The 19,834-nt window shown below is 42.2% G+C and carries 16 protein-coding genes; 5 read left to right on the forward strand and 11 right to left on the reverse strand.

Annotation, left to right across the window (positions count from 1 at the left end; translation table 11 throughout):
- Nucleotides 1–10: 10 nt before the first annotated feature.
- Nucleotides 11–4,189: a bifunctional proline dehydrogenase/L-glutamate gamma-semialdehyde dehydrogenase gene (locus ACN20O_RS00230; RefSeq protein ID WP_491636035.1), complete on the reverse strand. Its 4,179-nt coding sequence runs from the start codon at nucleotides 4,187–4,189 to the stop codon at nucleotides 11–13.
- Nucleotides 4,190–4,315: 126 nt separating this feature from the next.
- On the opposite strand from ACN20O_RS00230, the gene ACN20O_RS00235 reads away from it, so the two are divergent.
- The gene (locus tag ACN20O_RS00235) at nucleotides 4,316–5,512 is read left to right on the forward strand and encodes a hypothetical protein (RefSeq protein WP_491636037.1); all 1,197 of its coding nucleotides are present in this window, start codon (nucleotides 4,316–4,318) and stop codon (nucleotides 5,510–5,512) included.
- A 107-nt stretch (nucleotides 5,513–5,619) separates the two neighbouring features.
- Here ACN20O_RS00235 and ACN20O_RS00240 read toward each other — a convergent pair whose 3' ends face one another.
- The 4 genes from ACN20O_RS00240 to ACN20O_RS00255 all read right to left on the reverse strand — a co-directional run bounded on the left by ACN20O_RS00240 (nucleotide 5,620) and on the right by ACN20O_RS00255 (nucleotide 7,793).
- On the reverse strand, nucleotides 5,620–6,072 hold the full coding sequence (locus tag ACN20O_RS00240) for an SWIB/MDM2 domain-containing protein (RefSeq protein WP_491636039.1): 453 nt from the start codon (nucleotides 6,070–6,072) through the stop codon (nucleotides 5,620–5,622).
- Nucleotides 6,073–6,328: 256 nt separating this feature from the next.
- Nucleotides 6,329–6,772 carry a GNAT family N-acetyltransferase gene (locus ACN20O_RS00245; protein WP_102243863.1) on the reverse strand — a complete coding sequence of 148 codons (444 nt, stop codon included), beginning with the start codon at nucleotides 6,770–6,772 and terminating at the stop codon, nucleotides 6,329–6,331.
- Between the two features lie 37 nt (nucleotides 6,773–6,809).
- Nucleotides 6,810–7,115 (reverse strand): c-type cytochrome, encoded by a 306-nt coding sequence (locus ACN20O_RS00250; RefSeq protein WP_102243864.1) that lies wholly within the window; start codon nucleotides 7,113–7,115, stop codon nucleotides 6,810–6,812.
- A 69-nt stretch (nucleotides 7,116–7,184) separates the two neighbouring features.
- Entirely contained in the window at nucleotides 7,185–7,793 is a 609-nt protein-coding gene (locus tag ACN20O_RS00255; protein WP_491636042.1) for a hypothetical protein, read from the reverse strand.
- Nucleotides 7,794–7,840: 47 nt separating this feature from the next.
- Between ACN20O_RS00255 and ACN20O_RS00260 the strand changes: the two genes are divergently transcribed.
- Nucleotides 7,841–8,500: a motility associated factor glycosyltransferase family protein gene (locus ACN20O_RS00260; protein WP_491636044.1), complete on the forward strand. Its 660-nt coding sequence runs from the start codon at nucleotides 7,841–7,843 to the stop codon at nucleotides 8,498–8,500.
- On the opposite strand, the gene ACN20O_RS00265 is transcribed toward ACN20O_RS00260, so the two are convergent.
- A complete protein-coding gene (locus ACN20O_RS00265) occupies nucleotides 8,495–10,864 on the reverse strand; it encodes a penicillin acylase family protein (protein ID WP_491636046.1) in 2,370 nt (789 codons plus the stop codon). The two genes, ACN20O_RS00260 and ACN20O_RS00265, sit on opposite strands and share 6 nt — an antisense overlap.
- 20 nt (nucleotides 10,865–10,884) lie before the next feature.
- On the opposite strand from ACN20O_RS00265, the gene ACN20O_RS00270 reads away from it, so the two are divergent.
- The 3 genes from ACN20O_RS00270 to ACN20O_RS00280 are packed head-to-tail and all read left to right on the forward strand — an operon-like array spanning nucleotide 10,885 to nucleotide 14,794.
- Nucleotides 10,885–11,574, forward strand: a complete 690-nt coding sequence (locus tag ACN20O_RS00270; protein WP_491636048.1) for a heparan-alpha-glucosaminide N-acetyltransferase — start codon at nucleotides 10,885–10,887, stop codon at nucleotides 11,572–11,574.
- 50 nt (nucleotides 11,575–11,624) lie between these two features.
- Complete coding sequence (locus tag ACN20O_RS00275; protein ID WP_491636050.1) at nucleotides 11,625–13,253, forward strand: cytochrome c biogenesis ResB family protein; 1,629 nt, start codon at nucleotides 11,625–11,627, stop codon at nucleotides 13,251–13,253.
- Entirely contained in the window at nucleotides 13,253–14,794 is a 1,542-nt protein-coding gene (locus tag ACN20O_RS00280; protein ID WP_491636052.1) for a cytochrome c biogenesis protein, read from the forward strand. Before ACN20O_RS00275 ends, ACN20O_RS00280 begins: the two co-directional genes overlap by 1 nt.
- A gap of 20 nt (nucleotides 14,795–14,814) precedes the next feature.
- Here ACN20O_RS00280 and ACN20O_RS00285 read toward each other — a convergent pair whose 3' ends face one another.
- The 5 genes from ACN20O_RS00285 to ACN20O_RS00305 all read right to left on the reverse strand — a co-directional run bounded on the left by ACN20O_RS00285 (nucleotide 14,815) and on the right by ACN20O_RS00305 (nucleotide 19,824).
- A complete protein-coding gene (locus tag ACN20O_RS00285) occupies nucleotides 14,815–15,336 on the reverse strand; it encodes a hypothetical protein (protein ID WP_491636054.1) in 522 nt (173 codons plus the stop codon).
- Nucleotides 15,337–15,400: 64 nt separating this feature from the next.
- Nucleotides 15,401–16,669 carry an aldo/keto reductase gene (locus ACN20O_RS00290; protein WP_491636056.1) on the reverse strand — a complete coding sequence of 423 codons (1,269 nt, stop codon included), beginning with the start codon at nucleotides 16,667–16,669 and terminating at the stop codon, nucleotides 15,401–15,403.
- A 24-nt stretch (nucleotides 16,670–16,693) separates the two neighbouring features.
- Nucleotides 16,694–17,560 carry a trypsin-like serine peptidase gene (locus ACN20O_RS00295; RefSeq protein ID WP_491636058.1) on the reverse strand — a complete coding sequence of 289 codons (867 nt, stop codon included), beginning with the start codon at nucleotides 17,558–17,560 and terminating at the stop codon, nucleotides 16,694–16,696.
- Nucleotides 17,561–17,635: 75 nt separating this feature from the next.
- Entirely contained in the window at nucleotides 17,636–18,499 is an 864-nt protein-coding gene (locus ACN20O_RS00300; protein ID WP_491636060.1) for a trypsin-like serine peptidase, read from the reverse strand.
- A gap of 74 nt (nucleotides 18,500–18,573) precedes the next feature.
- Nucleotides 18,574–19,824 carry a hypothetical protein gene (locus tag ACN20O_RS00305; protein ID WP_491636062.1) on the reverse strand — a complete coding sequence of 417 codons (1,251 nt, stop codon included), beginning with the start codon at nucleotides 19,822–19,824 and terminating at the stop codon, nucleotides 18,574–18,576.
- Between the last annotated feature and the right edge of the window lie 10 nt (nucleotides 19,825–19,834).

The following is a 19,834-nucleotide window of genomic DNA, read 5'->3' on the forward strand; positions in this document are numbered from 1 at the left end:
AGTATACCTCTTAAATTTCCAGATCCAGTGGAGCTCCGTGCCTCATTGTATTGACGGCAAGAGATCTTACCCATACGTAGTTTAGGGCCTGGTGATAAAAATCTGATGCTTTTAAATGATCATTTATAGTTAAGATCAACTTCATGCGTTCGTCATGTTTAGCATCGTTCAGGAAATCTCCAATGTGCAGGTGGTATTCATCCATTGGACCATCGTAGATGATCACTGAAAGCTTTGGATCATTAATTGATTTTGCCAGCTCTGAAGTTTTAGCAAAGTACACTTCCAGGTTTTCTTTTGAGAAGCCTGCTTCAATCAGAGTGTCTCTTAAATTCATCCACCACTGGAATGATTGGCGGTTACGGCAAGCAACCGCAAGACCTGTTCCCGAGATTAAACTAGAGAAAACTTGGATCAATGTTTTTAATTCAGGTCTATCTGTCACAGAGACAACGAGAGCATGCTCAGTGCTTAAACGGTAATCGTTATAACTTAACTGGCCTGGGATCACGCGGTTTTTGTGTTCTTTTTCGACAAAACCCACGTAGTTCTTTGAAAGCCATTTTTTATAATCGCGAAGGGCCTCTTTGTAGTTACTATAAATCCCCTGGTAGTGAGTTTCAAAACTTGAAGTGAAGACATCAAGGAATTTCTCCATTCTTGCTAAACGCGACTCAGCGGTTAGGCGAGAAGGTTTTTTAAGAGTCACTGGAGAATCATGACCTTCTTCCACGCTCAGTTTAACTTCCGTTGCCGCAGCAATCGTCTGATCCTGAGTCTGGTGAAGACTTAAAATATAATGGCGTCCGCCGGCCTTAGGTCCTGTTCCAGAAAGTTTAAATCCACCAAATGGCTCAATGGCAACACGGGCACCAGTGATCGTACGGTTGATATAAAGGTTTCCTGATTCAAGTTTTGTCAGAAGATAATCAATATCGTTTTGCGACTGAGAGAAAATCCCCCCAGTTAATGCGTAGTCTGTGCTGTTGAAAAGTTTTGCGGCATCATCAAGAGTGTCAAAACCAATAATGTGAACCACTGGCCCAAAAAGCTCTCTTTGAGCAAAACTTTCTTTATCTAGAGCACGTTTATACGGAAGCTCGATCACAACCGGCCCCACACAGTATCCTGGAAGGTTGTCATTTGAGCGGTCAATAACAACAGAGCCACCAAAGTTGGCCGCCTCATTTGAAGCTTCTCTCACCGACTGACGAAGACGTTTTTGGTCAAAGGCCGTAATCACCGGGTTAACCGTAGTATCAAACTTAAACGACTCTCCTACTTTTAAATCAGAAGCAGCGGCGCGAAGTCTTTCAATCAGTTTATCTTTTAGTGAATTGTGAACGATAACACGTGAACAAGCTGAACACTTTTGTCCGGCGTGACCAAAAGCTGAGTACAGGATTCCAGAAACCGTTTCATCAAGCTCGGCGTTTTGAGTGACGATAACCGCGTTTTTTCCACCCATTTCTGTAATCGCCTTAACCGGGTAAGACTTATTCGTTAACTTATTTTTATAAAGTCTCTTTCTTGTCACACCTGCGATATAAGTCCCAACTGCTTTTGAGCCAGTGAAGACAATCGTCGATGTTCGCTCGTCTTTAACTAAGAAGTCACCAACAGTTTCTCCCTCACCTGGAAGGTGAATAAGAACGTCTTTCGGCACTCCAGAAGCGTGAAGGATATCAACAAGGAGTTGAGTGATAAGCGGAGTCTGCTCTGCTGATTTAAGAATAACAGTGTTACCACAAACCAGTGAACTCACCACCATCCCGCATGGAATTGCCAAAGGGAAGTTCCATGGAGAAATCACTACTGCAGGACCACGGCTTGAAAGATCAGTCAGGTTTCTTTGCAGGTAAGCTTCAGTTCTTGCGTAAAAGTTTAAGAAGTCGATGGCCTCGTCAACGTCCGCTAAAGCTTCACCAACCGATTTTCCTGCTTCATATACGATTAGAGCAGAAAGCTCATTTCTTTTTGCCAGCATGTAGCTTGCAGCTTTTACTAACGTCGCTGTTCTAAACGGCCATTTTGAATTGGCCCACGAACCTTCGTTGTAAGAGCGGTCAACTGTTTCAATCGCCGCTTTTGCATCTTCAAGGTTAGCAAAACGGATGCGTCCAACCAAGATATCTGGGTTTGAGCTCGCTTTGATTTCTACCCAGTCACCTTTTAGGTCAAAACCATTGTGGTAGTCTTTTCCAAGAGATTTTTCTTCAAATGATCTCAGCGCTTTTTCCATCCACACTCTCTCATCATCAAGATACAAGCGAAGTGGAGAGACGTTAAAGAATTCGTCTTCTAGTTTTGACACTGACTGGTCGCGGGCAATGGTTCCAGCTTTTTTCTTTTCTTCATGAATCGCGTATGGCGATTGAAGAGTTAAGTGTTTTTTGTGCGAACGCATGATGGTTAAAACCCCTACTTGAGAAGAGTTTTCCATAATACGTCTTACCAGGTAGGCCATACCAACAAGTAAGCTTCCTACTGGAACGTAGTTTCTTGTTGCCCACCCCATCTTTGCCAGTGCAGTTGAAAGCGCTTCATAAGTCATGTGTAGACACTGGTGCTCGATTTCTCCTACTTGTGGGTAAAGAAGCTCTTTTGCCGCTTCAGCGAATCCGTGGTCAGAGAAGTTATGTGAGGCCAGGGCCAGTTTTAAGTGCGGGTGAGATTCTAAAATTTTAAGAATAAGCTGTCTGAAGTGAATATCAGTTTCTTCTTTATTTAAGAATTGAGGAGCATTAAAGCTGTGGGCATCCCCTTCAACTGTTTCAGCATCCCAGTAAGCTCCTTTTACCAGACGAACCGGCATAGGAAGCCCTCTTTCTTTTGCCAGGGCAATAATTTCTTTTAAGTGCTGGTAACCATCGCGCAAGTAGGCCTGGATAACAATACCTGTTGATTTGTAGTCTCTAAGTTCTGCTGTCTCTAAAAGAACGCGGCGGTAGATTTTAAAAACCACATCACGGTAATGGTAGTGTTCAGCATCGATATTGATGAAAACATCTTCTGCTTTTGCTGCAAGCAGGATTTCCTTAAGTCTTGGGGCCACTAAATTATATGTGTAGTCGAAGGCCTGAGGTTTAAAGTCAGAGCATAGTGCTGAGACTTTAATAGAAACGTGCGCGCGGTTAATCCCAGCAACGTTCATCTCCCCTTTTTTAACATGAAGAGAGAATCCTCTTACCAGTTTTAAAACTTCTTCTTTGTAGTGGTCTGCTTCTCTTTCAGAAACAACCAGCTCTCCTAGTTGATCGAGAGTTACATCTCTTCCTGTTTCACTTAAAGCGCGCAGAGAGCGGTCTGCTTTTTCAATGCTCTCACCGGCGATAAAACGCTTGGCCATAAGTTTAACTGCACTTCTAATCACTGAGGCCAGAGGCCATGCAGGCATGATTTTCGCCAGGTAATAGAAAGCTTTGATTCCTAGAGTGTAAGTCGAAGGAAGAGCTCTCTCTTGTCCTTTTTTCTTAGTACGTCTCGCTTTTCTGTTGTCTTTTAAGAAGCGAGAAAGCGCTTCAATCAGGATGCGCTTAACTTCCACCCCTTTCTTATCGTGGTCTAAAGATGGAAGAATCGCCAGGAACTTTAATAAGTGAATGCGCAATAGCGCGTACTGAGCGGTTAGCCCTAAACCAAAGTCTGAAACATCTTCAAAAAGAGTCGGACGGTATTCGTTTAAAAAACTAAGAAGCTTTTTTACGATCTGAGCAGATCTCTCTTCAATCGCCTGGTATTTTGGATCATTTAATAAATCGGGAAGTCCATCAACACTGATCAGGTTTTCCACAACGGTCGGGAAATTTTTTGCCTGCAAAGAAGCAGCAAGCTCGGTATGCACTCTTAGGTCTTTAACCTGAGGAGTGTTTAAATCCAGGATCTCGCTTTGTTGAAGGATAAAGAGTTCCTGAGAAAGTTTTGGTGTATAGAAGCGCACTTCTTTTCTGTCGTAGTAAAACCCCACCAGAAAAGGAGTTGACCTAAATACCATCTGCGCTCTGAAGTTTTGCTTCAGGTTCGTTAAGTATGGCGTCAGCACATCGACGATGTCAGTGTGTAGCGTCTGGTCTTTTTCCACGATAATGTTGCTGAACTCTTTGTAGAAAATAATCTTCCAGTTTGCCCCAGAAAATGCATGATCGACACTCTGGATTGTAACTAAGAAATCCTCTGGCACTAAAGGCATAAATAAAGCTCCGTAAGGGGATGAAATTTTTAAAAATTTAAGTGCCACAAAGGTATCTTAAAAGCCTCGTTAAGACCACCATTTTTGGCGTTTGACTAATAGCATTTCCCTCCCTAAAATTTGGTTATGATGTCACTATTAACCCTGCTGCTGGCCCATTCATTTGCTCACGGACAAAGCGCTCCCCTTTACACGCTTAAGGACCTCTCTGCCCTCGAGCAGGAAAAGAACTTCGAAGAATTTTTGGCCCACGTTAATGACATCCGCCCAAGCGAGCGCATGAAGCTGTGGAAAGATATGTATCAATCCATGGCCATGGAAATGGTCGACTACAAGCTTAAAACCCGCGATTTCAGCTTAAAGAGTTTTAAACAAATCGAAGGCATCGGACGCTCAAGTGCTCTGGCCAATGACGAGTTCTTTCAACTAAAGCGCTCTCTTTACGCTAAAAAGTTTTTTAGTGAATGTTACTCTTTGGCCTCTGAGCAAAAGAGAGAGACCTCAAAAGAGGCCATTAAGGCCTGTGACACTGAACTAAACTCATTCTGGTTCTTTTCAAAAAAGGACCCGGACATTGGTCTGGAGCTGGCCGCATTAATCGAAAAATACCCTTCAACTCTTAAGACCTGGCCTTTTTACCAGCGTGCCGTCAACGACAATATCGCCAATCTTTATTGTGAGAAGCCAGATGTCCAAAGGGCCGTGATCGGAAAATTGACTGAAGAGAGCTTTGATAAAGACTTCGACGACAACTACAAAAATCTTATTTCGCGAGTTGTTCCGGATAAATGTTTTACCAAACTTATTCCGGCCCTGCGTTTAAGTCTGCAATCAAGTATTACCAATGGTCTGCAAAAAGAGCTGGCGATGAATTTACTATCTGCCAAGGGACTTCTAACCAAAGAAGAGGAAGACCTTTACGCTGTTATTTATCTTTTGGATGGCCCGGTAGTGGGCGATAAGATGAATCTTGCCTGGAAGCGTATTGAGGATTTGAGCTCAAGTTTTAAAAACCGCCAAAAGATCCTTGAGCAGATTAAAAACTTGCCTATTATCCCGGATAAGATCTTTAAAGACCCAAATCTACCAAGACATAAGGCCATCATTAATCTTTTTGCCAAAAATTTCCCGGAATTCCTCAACTACTATGGTGAGTCCTGTGTGGCATACCTTGAAAATAAGAGTGAAACTTCAAGCAATATTGCCTCAAGCTTTCAATGTAACGAATTCTTAAAGACGGCCAGAGAAGTGAGAAAAACGGATAAGACTGAATGGGTAAGCGACTCGGTTGAATCTAAGTACTCTGGGCTAAGAAGGCCTTAATCCCCTCTTTTTTACCCTTAAAATCCAACTTTATTTTGTATTTCATTTCCCAAATAAAAAAGGCCACCCGAAGGTGGCCCTTTTATGGAACTTTTACTTAATAAAAATTAAGATAGGTGCTTTCCAACGATCCCTGCAAGTTCGAACATAGTAACTTCTTTTTTTCCAAAAAGTTTAGCTAGTTTGTCGTCTGCAATGATGTTTCTTTTGTTTTTTGGGTTTTGAAGGTTGTGCTTCTTGATGTAGTCCCAAATTTTAGAAACAACTTGAGTGCGTGGAAGTGGCTTGTTTCCTACGATTTCAGCAAGTACAGCTGAAGGAGTAAGAGCTTTCATGAAAGCTGCGTTTGGTTTACGAGCTGATTTAGCTTTTGGAGCTTTTTTAGCTGCTTTTGGAGCTGCTTTTTTAGTAGCTTTTGGAGCTGCTTTCTTAGTAGCTTTTGGAGCTGCTTTCTTAGTAGCTTTTGGAGCTGCTTTCTTAGTAGCTTTTGGGGCTGCTTTTTTAGTAGCTTTTGCTTTTGGAGCTGCTTTTTTAGTAGCTGCTTTTTTCTTAACTGCCATTTGAGATTCCTCCGTTAAATTAGACATGTTGTTGATTGTCTAAAGTTGTTTATGGTTAAAGAAACGATTTCTTTTTCTTCTTTTTTCATTTTTTCGAGGGGAAATTTTCTTATATCTTACGTTTTCCCTCGAGAAATTCACTTATAGATAAATTATTGCTCGAAAATTTTCATCATGTCTATAGCAAAAAACAGTTTTTTTTACTTTTTTTTTCATTTTTCCCTAGGGGATTGATGATTTTCCCTAGGGAGATGGACTATTTTACCGTCTTCATCCACTCGACGACCAGTCCTTCTGGCCCTAATTTCCTAGGGGTTTTCTTATATTGATGTGACTCATTTAAAGAATACATTCTGAAATTATCGATACGGCAGTAGTGGTAAATGCGCTTTAATTTCTTCTCGCGGGCCACTTTTTCAAAGAATTCTTTAATAGAGTGGGATAGCCCCGCTCCTTGGTGGTCGATCTTAATAGCTGTGTTCTTGGTTAAAAGAGAGTCATCTTCTACCTTATAGAAGACGGCAGCAACGATTTCGCTGTCATCGATCAGGGAAAACAGTTCCCATCCTTCAGAGACTTCCTTCTTAATCTCTTCAAATGTCCATTTGAAGTCAGGAGAATCTGAGAATGCGTCAATGTTGTGATCGTAGATCTCTTTGATGTCCTTTTCTGTCTTGGCCTTCTTAAAAGTAAGCTTCATAGCAATCCTTTGCAATAAGAGTAAACTTTTCTAACGATTATAGAGTCACGATATAGGCAGCCAGGTCCTTGATGTCCTGGTCTGATAGGCCTTTTACGTATGGTTGCATATCAGGGTTCTTTCTCACTCCTGATTTGATTTCTGTCACTTGCTTCACTACATACCAATCATGCTGGCCAGATAGCTTCGGTGCTTTTTTAGCAAGGTTTCCTTCACCATTTTCACCATGGCACTGAATACATGTAGCGTATAAGGCCTTTCCTTTAGCTGCGTCTTGAGCAAAACCTGTAGACAATAGTGAAGATAGAACAAAGACAGATACTAAAGAAAGAACACTTTTCATCAAAACCTCGTAAAGTAATAAATAGAATGGAATTAACTAAACTGCTTAGAATTTTACTCTAAAAGATTATTAGACGGCAACCACAATCATTGGGAGAACTTTGCCCTCTCCTCTAAAAATCTCCCTCAAAAAAGACTCCGTCCCCTCTTTGGAGAGCCCATCAAAAACTTCACTGACGTGGGAAACCTCTCCGTCACAGTAGATAAAATCCCAGGAAAGGGCAGAAAAAAGCACTTGTGAAGACTTATTTTTCTCTACTAAAGAAAGCTCATTCCAGCGGGAAAAGGCCTTAGACACTTCCGAAAAATCCAAAGCATGGGCCACCCTAAAGAGGGCTGCCATCAAAGAAAACTTCACTTTTACAAAGAGATTCTCCAACTCCTGGGGATCTTCGGGAGAAAATGGCAGGTGATTTTCGTCGCGTAAAAAACTCTCAATCTCCCTAAAAGAGATCCTCCAGATTTCACGCAGAGTTTTTCCTTCAGAAAACCGGGCCAGGACTTCGGCAAAAAGAAAACTCATCTCATCGCGAGGACCGCGGTGCCTGGCCGTCAAAATCTTGTCACCTATATTCTCGATGGCAAAATCAGGCCCGTGACTTTCCCCTTCCAGGTAAAACCTTGGAGCACTAATCAGGGCCTGGGCCCGGAGAGAAAGAGAGCTTAAATTTACTTTCAAGATGCTATCGCCTTCTTATATAGTGATGTTGGAGAGGCTACATTAACATGATCAAAAATGAAAAACACCCCCTAAATCACAAGCTGACTTTCCTGGTGATCGGCCCCATGCCTTTTTCCATGAAATCTATTGCTCCTCTCTTAAAAGACAAAAACACCCGACTGGTTTTTATTGATGGCGGTCTGACTCATAAAGGGAAGCTTCTAAAAAAGGCCCCGCTTCTATGCAAAGAGTCCATCTCTGTAGGCGATGGAGACAGCAGTAAAAAGCAGATGACCATCACCAAAATAGACCAAAACCTCTCCGACTTAAGTTTTTTCCTTAAAACATTTTCGCGCCAAAATAATATCGGAAGATTTGTTTTTGCCGGTTTTCTCGGGGGAAGAGTTGATCATGAAGTGGTGAATTTTGGTGAAATGATCCTTTATATAAAGAGCTGGAAGAAGAAATCCCCGCTTCCACGCTTATGTTTTGAAGACAAAGTGGAGTTTTTAGCGGCCGGACGCCATGAATTCTGGATTGACGGAATTTTCAGCGTCGCCTCATTAGAAGACAATCACATCAAAGTGAGCGGAGAATGTGCCTATCAGGCAAAAAAGTGGCTTAAGATCGGGCCCCTGAGTTCTCGTGGTCTAAGCAATCAGGGGCAAGGCAAGGTAGTTATCCAGACAAAAAAACCGCTGATGGTTTTTTTCCCGGGCCTATAAAGATTTAAAAATCATTTTAAAGCGCGCATCTCCTTCATCCAAATCCATAAGCTCTTCGCGGTATTTTCCCTCTAAAAAGAGCTGAACCTGATCGTTATAAAATGGCGACAATAGGTGCCCTGAGTTTCCAATTGGCAGAATCCCCCACGCTTTTTCCGGGCGGGCGAAATCAATAATCCTGCGGGTTGATGGGCCGGCCGTCACTTCAAAATCACCTTTATATGAAGTCACTTTCTGATTGTTCACTTCCTGAGTCGCTCCTGGCGCCGGATAAGGGCCAAGGTTGAAAATATAATTGAGCGGCTTGACTCTTCCGATGGGATGAACGAACTCAAGAGTGTGCAACTTTCCCCACTTCCATTCGTTAGTATCTTCACCAAAACGCTTTTCCAAAGTGGTGATCGTTCCGATAAAAGTTTCTTTTAAGAGTGCGGTGCGGTCGAATTTTTTCCACCACGGCGACGTGGGCCCTAAGATCACGCGCTTAAAAAAGATCCATCCGTTGGGAACTTTGGCAAAAATCTCTTTTTCATCATCTGTTAAATTCACCAGCAATTTTTTTTGGATATCACGGGTCCAGCTGTAATAAATTGAAGGAGCAATGGAAGTAATCTCAGAGCTTAAATTCCACTCGCGCAAAATCTGCACGTATTTTTCATAGCGGTTTTCTTCTGTTTTATTCTTAAAGCTCAAATCATTTAATAAAGCATGAAGCAAAACTTTGTTTTCAAAATTCATGTTCAAGGCCTGGACTTCCATCAACTCTTCAGGCGACCATTTGTCGTTTTGTGAGAGAATTTTCTCCAGGGTTTTTTGGCGGTCATCCGGCTGCCAGTCTCCGCGCAAATGCGCCGGATACCCTGAAGGTCTAGCGTTGGCCGAAACGATCAGACCACTTTCCGGATTTTCCGAATGAGGTTTTTCATTCATCGAAAGCGTGCCTAAAATTTCATCATTTCCACTCTGACCATCGAGAATAAAATCGGTTTTAATTCCCGGGCGTTTTTTCCAAACTTCTCCAAAAATCCACCAACCGATATTTTCTTTGTCGGCATAGAGAATATTTAGACCTGGCGCCAACCCCGTGGCCACAGCGTCCTTAAACTCCTGCATATTTTTAGCTCGTCCCATGCGAAAAACAGTGGTGAACGGGTCGTTTTTCTCGCTGTAAAAAGGCCACTGAAGGCTCAGTGACTTCTCTTTTGTCGTCTCGCTTAAAGCGTAATCTAAAATCGGCCCATGGTGCGTTTTAAATACAGTCATTTTAAAATCAGGCGCGTTTTTAACTTTGATAATTTCCTCTCGTTTTTCCAGTGGAAGATCTTTTCCTTTAAAACGATAAGTAAGGTCTTTTTCGTTAATTTGCTCCTGATAAATATCCATGTCATCAGTCAAACTCATCGTTAGCCCCCAACCGCGCTCGCGGTTGTGAGAGAGAATCGGAAACGGAATGAGTGAAAGGAAATGACCATAAGACTCATACTCCGGCGTCTTTATATGAGCTTCAAACCAGATCCCGGGATGCGAGTAAGAAATATGTGGGTCATTTGATAAAACCGGGCTTCCAGAAGACGTTCTCTTTCCTGATAAAAGCCAACCATTTGATCCTTCAAAAAGTGGAAATCCAGACTCTAAACTAGAAATCACTTTTAACACTTCTTTTGAGACGACACTGGAAGTGTCCACTACACGCGTGGCCTCATTGGGAATTTTTTCATTGCGAAGATCATTAGTTAAATCGCCACCAATTCTTTTTGCCAGATCAGTCAATAGTGGCTCAGTCATTATAGCGATACCAAAACTAAAGCCCATGAGTCCTACGAAACTCTGACCATCAACCATAGTGAATGGACGAGGCTTAATCCCCAGGATTTTAAATTCAATTGGCAATGGCCCCTTTGCAACAAACTGATTAATCCCGTCGTAAAAAGCATTCATCTCTTTTAACATTTGCGGATCAAAAGATTTGTCTGCCGTTTTTCTGGCAAAAAGTTTTTCCGACTCATACTTGAGTCCCAGGTTTCTAAAGAGCTTATCAGAGCGAAGCAGTTTCTCTCCAAGAAGCTCTGCTAATTCTCCCTGTGCCAGGCGGCGACTGACTTCCATTTGAAAAAGTCTTTCAGAGGCCATGACATAACCCAAAGTCCTAAAAGCATCCTCTGATGTTTGAGCGCTAATGTGCGGGATTCCGTGTCTGTCACGGACAACTTCCACCGGAGCACTTAAACCTGAGAGGGCCGCTTCCCCATTCATCTGTGGCACACGGGAGCGAAAAAATTCGTAGCCTCCCACAATAGCTGATAAGACAATAAGGGCGAAGATAAAGAGAGCAATCTTTAGCGTTTTCTTTTTATTCATAATCATGAAATAATCTAAACATAATTATGGAAGAAGTTAAACACAAAAACCGCTCACTCTCTCTCGACATCCTACGCGGCTTCACTGTCGTCTTGATGATTATTTTCCACTTCTCATTTGACCTGAATTATTTTGGTCTCGTGAGTTTTGATATCGTCAATCAACCCTTCTGGTATTTTTTCCCACGACTAATTGTCTTTCTTTTTCTTTTTGCCGTTGGAGTGGCCCTCACTCTCGCTCATCGCGATGGCATCAAGTGGAAGCCTTTTTTAAAACGCCTTTTACTGATTGTTTTCTGGGCCGTCGTTATTAGCGTCGTTACTTACAAATTCTTCCCGAATAATTGGATTTATTTTGGCACCTTGCACTCGATTGCCGTTGTTTCTGTCATGTCATTGCCGTTTTTAAAACGTCCGCGAGAATCACTCATTATAGGCCTATGTTTATTCATCCCATCAATCACTCTGGATAAAACAATTCCCTGGATTCAACTTCCTCACTCGTCGTGGGACTATATCTCACCATTTCCCTGGGTTGGTGCTAGTTTACTCGGGATATTTGCCGCGCACAAAGGTATCCACCGAATTGAGTTCCCTCAAAATCCATTAGTTAAATCTCTGAACTATCTAGGCAAGCACTCCCTTTTTGTTTACCTGATTCATCAGCCAATACTCTTTGGAATTCTTATGCTTGTTGTGAAAGTTATTCGTTCCTAGCCCATATCGACTGTGATATAAAAAAGCATACATTCAATTAGGGACTCACTGTGAAAAGACTATTTAAAATAGACTGGAACAAAGTGGAGCGCACTATTGGCGGGATGAAATTCGCCGTCATCATCATTCTACTTTTTTCCCTAGCTATGATCATCGGAACATTTCTCGAATCGTATTACGGAACAGACTTCGCTAACCGCACCGTTTACAAAACTTTTTACTTCATGTTCATCCAATTCGGGATGCTCATGTCGATTATCTTTGCGGCCTTCTTAAGACTGCCGCCGAAAAAAAGACTCTACGGTTTCTACACTATTCATGCGGGCCTTATCATTATAGGTGTAGGTTCAATGATCACTTATATTGCCGGAATTGACGGCAGTATTACGCTGGCACCAAATGAACCTAACCGTCAGGTTATTCTCTCTAAAGATGTTTTGAAAATGACTTACCCGGAAGAAGGAAAACAAGTCACCACGGAACTTCCTTATAGTGCTTTTTCAACCAAAATCAACCAAGAGTATGAAGGGATCAACGTCGTTGAGTACATCCCTTTTGCCGAAGGAAAATTCGTCTGGACTGACGCCATTAACTCATACCCGGCCAATGCTCCAGTGCAGTCTTCTAAATACTATTTCAAAAACCCATTTGCTGAGCAGGAAGTTCTCCTGACTCTTCACCCAGAGTCGAGTTCGGAATTTCAATCAACAATGAGCATGGGACCTTTGACTTTTAACTACATGCCTGCCAACCTGGCGACTTGTTTTGAAAAAGAAAACCCATCAGGCATTATCATTTGGAACTCAGAAACTGCTGAGTGTTTCACACCTGAAGAAAAAAAACTTCCGGTTAAAACAACAAGTGCTAACAATCGTTTCTTAGTTTACCCAGTTGATGGAAAACTCCTCACATTCTTCCCTGACTTCTCACCATTTCCGGTTGATGCGAATTTTCAGGTTGATCAAAAATCGATCATCCGCTCTTTTTCTAAAAGAATCTTTGAAGATAAACCCAACCTGTTTCTTTTTGGAAAGAAGCTCGCTTTCTACTCTAAAGATGACAAGAAGTGGTTAGTTCACAATATTGAATTAAAAGGACCGACAGTCGGTCTGCCGTGGATGGGGGCCGAAATCTCTTTAGTCGACCACCAGGATAGACTTGTTCCTTTTAATCTCCCAGTTTCAACCATTCCCATTCAAAAAAATGGACAAGTTATTAAAGGTGACATCCGCGCGGTGAAACTTGAGATCATGGGCAAAGAATACTGGGCGACCAACTACTCTCCTCTGAGCCTGATTATTGGCGGGAAAAAAGTTATTATCGAAGTGACAAAAGAGAGTTTAACTCTTCCTTTTGAAGTGGCACTTTCACAATTTAAAATGGACAAAGACCCGGGAACAGACAACCCGGCAAGTTATGAGTCCTTCGTTAAACTTTTTGACGATGGCAAGATGACTAATCACCACGTCTTTATGAACAATCCATTAAAACATTCGGGATACACTTTCTACCAGGCCTCTTACTCTCAAGACAGCGGTGGAAATTATCACTCAACTCTCGCTGTAAACGTCGACCAGGGACGCGAACTAAAATATCTAGGATCGCTAATGCTCGTTCTCGGCGGAATCTGGCACTACAATCTGAACAAAAGAAAAAAAGAAAAAGGAGCTGATGCCTAATGAAAACTCTCATCTTAATCCTGCTCTCCCTACTCACTTTCAGCGCTCACGGGATGGAGACTTACTTCTGTAAAAAAGAACTGGAAACCTTGCCCATTCAGCAAGGCGGAAGGATCAAGCCTCTCTATGTCCACGCTTCGGAAGCGATGAAGGCCTTAACGGGAAAAACAAAAGTCGACGACCTTTCTGCGGTTGAAGCCTACTGTCTTCTATCTCTAAATGGCATGGGCCTTCCAGTATCTCTAAAACTTATGGCGAGAATTGATCATGTCGATGCTATGAAGTTTTTAGGTTTACCTAACGACACTCACGAAATTGATTACGAAACTCTTATCACTAAAGAAGACGAAATCAGAAATGAGGCCAGAATGGGAAAAGGAAACGATTCTTATAAGAAGGCCATGGGAAAACTTTTTGACAACATCTTCCTTTATAAAGAAATCAAAAGCGGAAACAATTGGCTTTTTGCAGACGTCCAAGGCACAAGCTTAAACTGGTCGCCACTGACAGCTTTTTTAACAGAAGATAAAGTTGTGGCCCAAAAAGCAGTGACTCCAGGTGACCCGTTTCTTCCAGTTCTACTAAAATCAAAAGCTGACTACACTGCCGCTTTCGGCGACAAATACATGGTTGAGTACTGGTATGCTAAAGCAGGACTGGCAAGTGTAGCGATGCTGCTTTCTATCCTGGCCCTGGCCTCAATGGTACTGTTTAAAAACTTCAAGATCACACTTGGTCTTGCCGGTTTATCAATCGTTGCTCAGATCACCCTGATCACTTTTAGAGTTATCATCTCTGGAAGAGCACCGATTACCAATATGTACGAGACAGTTCTCTTCTCTGGTTCAGGGGCCCTTTTATTAGGCCTGATCCTTGGACACTTTAAGAACGAAAAAGTTTTCGTTTACATGGGTCTTGCTTACAACGTTTGTACACTGATGATGATCAACTTCGCTAACGGAATGCTAACGGCAACAATCTCGCCTCTCGTTCCAGTTCTTCGCGATAACTTCTGGTTATCAACTCACGTGACAACCATCATTCTTTCTTACGGTGCTCTGGCCCTGAGCTGGATTCTTGCCAATACGGTTCTTATCAAGCGCCGCCTTGGAAAGATGGATAAAAAAGAAGAAAACACAAACGCTGATATCATCTACACGACTCTTAAATGGGGAACGACGATGCTTGCTGCCGGGATTATTCTTGGTGGTGTGTGGGCCGATTACTCTTGGGGAAGGTTTTGGGGATGGGACCCGAAAGAGACATGGTCACTGATTGTTCTTTGTCTTTATATGGCCATCCTTCACGGGCGCTACACTTCGTGGATTAAAAATGACCGCTTCATGACAGTGACAGCTGCTGCTTTCTTAAGTGTTATGATGGCATGGTTTGGAGTTAACTACATCCTGGCATCAGGACTTCACTCTTATGGATTCAGTGAAGGTGGAGCAGTCTTCTTAGGCTCGTTCTTTTTAGTTCAGATCATCATTCTGGTTGTGACAAAAAACTATTCAACAAAAAATGAAGCTGAACCTGCTTAAGGGTTCAGCTTCATCACTATTTAATTTTTTGTAAAATTCACTTTTTCAATGCCGATCACACCAATGATCGGCGCTTTTTTTCCAATAAACTTCATATTGTTAAATTCTTTTTTGTTATTCATCATCACGATTTCTGATTGAGCGTTTTTGGCCACTTCAATCTGATACTCCTTTCTCTCGCCTTTAACCGCGTTGTATAATGTATCTAAGTAAAGCACCCCACCGCGCTCTTCATCAAAGTTATGACTGTATAATCTGACTGTGACATACTTATCTTTCTGGTGAAGGATGATTCCATCTCCATTGATCTCGCTCATGTCCACTTCTTTTCTTTCTGTCAGTTTTCCGTTTTCATAAGCTTCCATATAAATGTGCTTAATCCCACGACCGTCTTCATCCATCTCATAGGTCATTCTGCCGGTGTTTTTATCAACGTCGCTTGAAACCACACACAGAACTTTTTCTGCTGCTTCTGTGGCGCTTAGAATGCTTGATAACATGAAGATGGCCAGTGCCGTAGGCACGATTTTGGATAATTGCATAAGTCCCCCATATGTTTTTGAACATTGGGTTCATCGGCAAAATTTTCCCTGAGCCTGAATGATTTTAGAAAAGGGCCTTCATTTGATCGACATACTCGGGTTTTCTCATCCCTACAAGAATGTAATCAAAACCATAGTCTAGGTAAGTTTCAACGGCCATAACTGAAAAAGGTCTCTCGGCATCATCTGGCAGAAGTCCTACAGACATTGCTTGTTTTTTAAACTCCAGCGCTTTATCTGAGAGTTTTCTTCGGGAATATAGATAGGATGTTTCCATCAATTGATAAAAGGGTTGTGCCTCTTCAGCAGAAAGTCCCTGTCCTCCCCACACGCGGGAAATGAAAGGAAAGAAGTGTCCGTAATAAACCTGGTCAACAGCATCCGGAGTGGGAAGGTTATTCCAAAGTTCAGTGAACTGCTTAATCATCTCCACTTCGTGAAAGTCATCTGCCGTCGTATTTTCATCGGCCGCTTCATCCCACTTTGTTTTGACTAATCCCATGGCGTGCTCAAAAAGCTCCTGTGCCTTCTTGTCGTCCAGGTTTTTTGTCTGTTCTTCATAGGTCGCTAGTCTCACCAGTTTATTTTGAGTAAACGCGTTTATAGGGCGATTTACGACTGTTGTCAGTCCATTTGCCATACACAGTTCAAGCAAACTCTCATCACCGTAATCGCCAAGTTTTTCCAGCGCTCCGATTTCAATCAGGTTAAATGGAAATTGAACCATTTTAAAATTCGTACCGTTCATTTCTTTTAAGACTGAAAGGATGCGAGAGAGGTCTGTTACTTGTGGATCGTTAAGTGGAAGGACAAAGTTATTTGAACTCACACCATAGGCCTTAATTCTTCCCTTCTTCACTTCTTCTTCGCAGAAAATGAAGGCCTTTTTTAAACGCGAGTAATACTCGTCTTGAGTTGAGCCTGCTGTTTGAAAATAATATTCCGGGTTATGTAGTAGAAAGTAATCCACTGAATCGCGCTTTAGTCTTTCCAAACTTTGATCCAATTGACTCTTTAAAAACTCAGGATGAATGGAATGCTTTAGTTCTTCGCTTAAATCCACCAGGTCTTCCAGCGCTTGTCCTTTGTCATTAAGTTCTTTTAAAACGCGCAAAGCGTGCCCTTGTATATATCCAGCTTTAGTGACAATGATGGGTTTATATTGTGGGTTTTCACTTAAAACAGAACCAATCAGCTCTTCTGATTCGCCATTGGTGTAATTTGAAGACGTATCAACTAATGTACAGCCGGCCTCTAGCGCTTTAATTAGCGACTCTCTGTGCACTTTTGACTTAATACTTACGCGGTAAGATCCAAATCCTACATGTCCCATGAAAACGATCCCTGAATGTATAAATTAATGAAGATAAGGCAAAAGCCCGCTGATCCTGAAGATGCCTTCGGCGCCCTTGTCCTCTTCGTACTGGAAATTACGATAGCATTCATTTTTAGAATCTAAAACAAGATCTTGTTGTCCATTAACCAGAATCCCTTCAACTTCCAGAGTGTTGGCGTTAAAAACCGGAGAACCCGAGTTGCCTTCAAATGAATCCAATCCTGCTGTAAAGGTGAGATCACTGGTGTTGCTATTTACTTTTGCGCTTTTTGAAAGCATGAGCGGAAGGCCGAATGGATGCCCAATCATAAAAACGCGAGCGTTATCCGCAATTTTATTTTTTAAGTTTAATTTAAGTGCCGGGCGTTTTTTAGGAACGCGATCCAGCTTGATGATCGTGAAGTCGCTCTCGCCATCAAAAGACTGCGCCACAATAGATTTACAGCTAAAAACATTGCTGTTTAAAACGCTGTACCCTTTTTTTGTTTGTTTTTTGCTGTCGACATCAAAGATGACCTTTTTCATCATGCAGTCTTCACTGGTTTGAAAGCAGTGCCCGGCCGTGGCCATGAGATCCGGCCCGATTAAAAACCCCGTGCATCCAGGAAGCGCACTTTTATTGGAGAAGCGCTCATCCACACACATCTGCACAGTAACTTGCAGAGTTTGAGCTTTGATGGTGGTTTTAAAAAAGTTTTCTTCTAAAAGATCGGTGCTGACAATTAGGGCCACTGAGCGGCTTAATTCCTGGATCTCTTTTGTTGATTGAGTTGTGACCAGTTCGCGGTCGTCTTTTCCATAAATCGAGCCAACAGTGCTTAGGTCGATGCTTTTAGCATGGACATTAAGCGCAGTAAAAAAGAGGCATAAAAAAAGGACCTGGCGCACATGTTCTCCTATGAAAACGAGACGCCAGATCCTACCATTTTTAAGAGGTTTCCCCCTAAAGCGTGAAATTATTACTTAGTGAAAACCCTTCAGTTCCTTGATGTTTGTGATTCTTGTGACATCTTCCCCACGGCATTCTGTCATCTTACAAACCTTAGGGATTGAACACCCTCTCACCGGGTCGCTGATATAGTCTCTTTCCCCGCGTACTAAAATCCCCTCAACCACACCAGTTTTTGAGTCAAAAACCGCCGATCCAGAGTTCCCTCCAAACGTATCGAGAGTTGCCTGGAAGTAGTAGTTATTTTTGTTTGTTCTCACAGCTGCACCATCAGCAATTTTTGATGGAAGCCCAGACGGGTGACCGATAACAACCAGATCCGCCTTATTGGCGATTTTCCCCGATGTTCTTACTTTAAGAGGAAGGCGTCCTTCTACTTTGCGGTCTAACTTAACTAAAGCGTAATCATTGTCAGTTGCTCTATCCAGTGCGCGCGAAATGATTTGTGTACATGTATAAACTGCAGACTTAGGAACAATATGTGTTTTCTTTTCTTCAGTTGTATTGGCGTAATCAAAAACCCATGAGTAGCGCGAGCAATCACTTAGCGACTCAATACAGTGACCAGCGGTCACTAGTAGATCCTCTCCAACTAAGAATCCTGAACAGTTTGCCGCTGTGATTTGCTTAGCAAAACGAGCGTCTGAACAGATTCCATCCTCTTCCAGAGTTGTTCCAGTAATTTCCAGAATATTACCTTCGCGTTCTTCTAAAACGTTCGTCGGGATCATCGCCGCAGTTGAGTGGGCAAGAGTTTTATAGAGAGTATTTTTTGATTCAAAAATATCTTTTCTGTCATCTACACCGTAGATAACTTTGTCGTAAGAAAAAGCATTGTATGTAAGGGCCAGCATCAGGCAAGAAGCGAAAATTTTCATTGGATGTCCTTAATTTTAAAATTTTAAATAAAAAAAAGGCGGCCATTTAATTGGCCGCCTTGATATGAGGAAAACTACATTGCTAGTGCATCGAAAGGGTTTAGGTATTGAGCTTTTACTTGTCTCATACCAGAGTCTTCACCCATTGACTCAAAGTACCCGTACAGTGCTCCCTCAGTGATTTTCTGGTTAGCATAGTAAGACTTGATGAAGTTTCCTGCAGTGTCTTTAATTGTAGCGTTTAGTGGAACAAAGCTTAGTCCAAGCTGAGCAAGAGTCAGCATAATGCGCTTTCTTGAAATTTGAGTTGGACGATCGTAGTTGTAAGCAACCGCTGGACGAGACTGTAGCATAGACTCGTTATCAAAAAGGTTAACAACTACTTTTTCATTGTTGAAAGTTACGCGTTGGAAAGCGTAGTTCATGCGATCGTTAACTTCAGAATACAGTCCACCAGCTTTTTGAAGCTTAGCTGTTCCCGCTCTGAAATTAGCGTAGAAGTTGTTCACTCCGTACTTCGTCCAGTTAGACTTAGCTGCACTTGATTCCCAGAAAGCGTACCATGGAATGCGAGATTCATAGATAGATGACCAGATCATGTTCACTTCATCGTGAGTTAAACCAAGCTCTTTCTCATCGAAGCTCTCAAGATAGTGAAGAAGCATGTTTTGATGGAAGTTTCTTCTTTCTGTGATTAGTTTTTCAACTTGAACAACCACGTAGCTAGCTGTGTTTAGCATCGGGATGTTGCTCAGTCTCTTTCTGGCGAAATCCAGGGCCCAGCTTACAGCTTTGTAAGTTACGTTTCTCTTATAAAAGAATGTCGGGTCTTGAACGTTTGAAAGAATAGTTGGGTCTAAAAGTAAAATAGCATCTGTCATTTTACCTTCGAACTTTGCAACAACTTCATTGAATGCCGGGTTCGTGAAAACTCCGTCAACGTTTACAACGGCCAGTTGCTTTAGTGAATCAACAACCGTCTGCACGTAACGGTCGTACTCAGCTTGAGTGTAGCCTTGAGCAAGAAGAAGCTCACGGTCTTCATCCAATACTGAACGAACACTCGCTTCGTACTCACCGCTTGCCAGGTTTTGCTCTGACATAAGTGATTGTTCAGCTTTAAGCTGAGACTTCACCATGTTGATATATGGAACAACAGAAAACTTCACAGGAAGAGTCCTGTCCCTGATCCCTACTAATTTACCGTCGTCTGAACGGATAACTTGAAAACGTTTATGAAAAGCATCTGCTGATTTAGCGAAAGCTTGGTTTGTGTTTACAGCAAGCAAACACAGTAGCCCCACCATAAGTGAGAATGATTTCATTTTTCCTCCT

Source organism: Bacteriovorax sp. As-1 (assembly GCF_058446905.1).